The organism is Actinoplanes oryzae (assembly GCF_030757795.1).
GTDB lineage: Bacteria > Actinomycetota > Actinomycetes > Mycobacteriales > Micromonosporaceae > Actinoplanes.
Genome location: NZ_JAUQWH010000329.1, coordinates 1 through 2,229, shown reverse-complemented (window position 1 = coordinate 2,229; position 2,229 = coordinate 1). Strand labels below are relative to the sequence as shown.

3 protein-coding genes are annotated in these 2,229 nt (G+C 74.2%); 2 read left to right on the top strand and 1 reads right to left on the bottom strand.

Going from position 1 to position 2,229, the window contains the following annotated elements:
- Positions 1-1,341, bottom strand: a 1,341-nt coding sequence (locus RBH18_RS43670) for a hypothetical protein (protein WP_306216408.1), incomplete at its 3' end; no start/stop codon positions are given.
- A gap of 194 nt (positions 1,342-1,535) precedes the next feature.
- Here RBH18_RS43670 and ndk point away from each other — a divergent pair.
- Both ndk and RBH18_RS43660 read left to right on the top strand, forming a co-directional pair.
- Entirely contained in the window at positions 1,536-1,955 is a 420-nt protein-coding gene (ndk, locus tag RBH18_RS43665; RefSeq protein ID WP_306216406.1) for a nucleoside-diphosphate kinase, read from the top strand.
- A gap of 45 nt (positions 1,956-2,000) precedes the next feature.
- Positions 2,001-2,229 (top strand): PhoD-like phosphatase N-terminal domain-containing protein (locus tag RBH18_RS43660; RefSeq protein ID WP_306216405.1); only part of this gene is annotated, 229 nt, incomplete at its 3' end.

Below are 2,229 nucleotides of genomic sequence, written 5' to 3'. Positions count from 1 at the left end.
AGCGAAGCGGTCCGACGGGCGGTCGGGGTGGTCTTCGGCCGGGGGAGCCACGATGCCCGCGGCGAGGGAGGGCTCGGTGCGGGGGCGGGTCTCCGGGGCCGGGTCGGGGTCGCCGTCGAGGGGGAGGTCGATGTCGTCGTGGGCTACGCGGGCGGCTTGCTCCGACACCGGCGGGACCGGCGTGGGCGACGACGTTGCGGTGGCCCCAGCAGCGGCGGCCGCGGGAGAGGTGGGCGCAGCAGCGGCGGCCGCGGGAGAGGTGGGCGCAGCAGCGGCGGCCGCAGGAGAGGTGGGTGCCGACGCCGGCGAGGTGGGCGCCGACTCCGGACGGGTGGGATGCGGGTGCGGGCGCGGCTTGGTGCGAGGCGGGGCGGCGGAAGCGGCGCCCGCGGGGGTGGCAGCGGAGGGTGCCGCGGGCTCAGTGGTGGTCGCGGAGGGTGCAGCGGCCGCGGTGGAAGGGGCGGCCGCGGTGGAAGGGGCGGCGTCCGCAGAGGAAGCGGTAGGCGCGGCGGGGGAAGACGGGGCCGGGTCGGGAGTGGTGGGGTCCGGGTCTTCCTCGCCGGGGGGTGGGGCCGTGGCGGTCGCCGTGCGGGCGCGGTGGGGGAGGGTGCGGCCGTACGGGTCGACGTCCGCGCCGACGAGCTGGCCTTCCAGTATCGGGCCGCCCGGGTCGTCGCGGACTATCACCGAGGCGGCCGACGTTGCGGCCGGGGGCGGCGGCGGGGGGATGTCGTCGTCGGCGAGGGTGTGGGGGCTCGGGGGCGGCGGGGGCGGCTCGTCGGGGCCGCGGCCCCAGGTGCGGTCGCGGGTGACCCAGGGCGGGGGCTCGGGTTCGCCGCCCAGGAGGTCGTCGTCGGGGAGGTCCTCGTCGTAGTAGCGCGGCGGGGTGTTGCTGACCGTGGCCTCGCGCGTCTCGGCCTCGTCCCAGTTGATTTTCACGCGGCGCATGTCGTCGACGTCGACGGTGACCGGGACCATGTCGCCGACCAGCGGCCACTTGGAGACGGGCACCCGGGGGTCGCGGACGGTCACCTCGGTGGGGGACAGGCCGGGGGCGATGACCAGGATGAGCAGCTCGGCGCGGCCGTAGATGGAGGTGGTCGGCGGGTCGGAGATGGCCTTGACCTGGGCGTTGCCCGCGATCCAGGCGCGGGCGCCGCGGCGGGCCACGGTGACCGTGCCGACGACGAAGGCGAGGACCAGCATGACCAGGCCGAGGACCACGATCGCCCAGCTGCCCATGCCCAGGCCGAACACCATCACGAAGGCCGCGATGCTGCCGACCACGATGGCGACGACTTTGCGCGCCTGCGCGACGGGACGGCCGTTCGGATTCGCCACTTTGTGACCTCCTGACGAGTCCGCGTCCGGCGGATGACCGGAAAGCGGAGCATGTCCCGTCAGGTTACGTAGAGTCGCCCGACGGAGGAAAGTAGCCCGATGCGAAACTCCCGGGCGGGCGGCCGGGAGAAAAGAACAGCCGATAGGCTGACGAGGAAAATCGGCGTGTCAGATTGCAACAGGAGGCTCCACCCGTGTCCGACAGCCCCGCCGAGCGCACCCTCGTGCTCGTCAAGCCCGACGCGGTCCGCCGCGGCCTCCTCGGTGAGATCCTCGGCCGCTTCGAGCGCAAGGGCCTGACCATCGACGCGCTGGAGCTGCGCACGATGGACGGCGAGCTCGCCGACCAGCACTACGCCGAGCACGTGGAGCGCGACTTCTACCCGCCGCTGAAGGCGTTCATGACCAGTGGCCCGCTGGCCGCGGTCGTGCTCTCCGGCGACGAGGCGATCGCCGTCGTGCGCGCGCTCATCGGGTCGACGGACGGGCGCAAGGCCGCCGCCGGCACGATCCGCGGCGATCTCGCGCTGTCCAACCGGGAGAACCTGGTGCACGCCTCCGACGGCCCGGACAGCGCGAAGCGCGAGCTTGCGCTCTGGTTCCCCCGCCTCTGAGCGGGAGATAACCAGGAGTTCATGTCACGCCGATAGACCGGCGGCATGACATCGATCAATCGACGCACGCTGCTGCGGGCGGGACTGGCCGGCGGCGCCCTGAGTGCCCTGCCCGTCCTGTCCGGCGCACCGGCGTTCGCGGCCGGGAAGGCCCGCCCGCTCCTGACCCACGGCGTGCAGAGCGGCGACGCCCTGGCGGACTCGGCCGTCGTCTGGACCCGCGCCGACCGGCCGTCGCGCATGTGGGTGGAGATCAGCCGCCGTCCCGACCTGC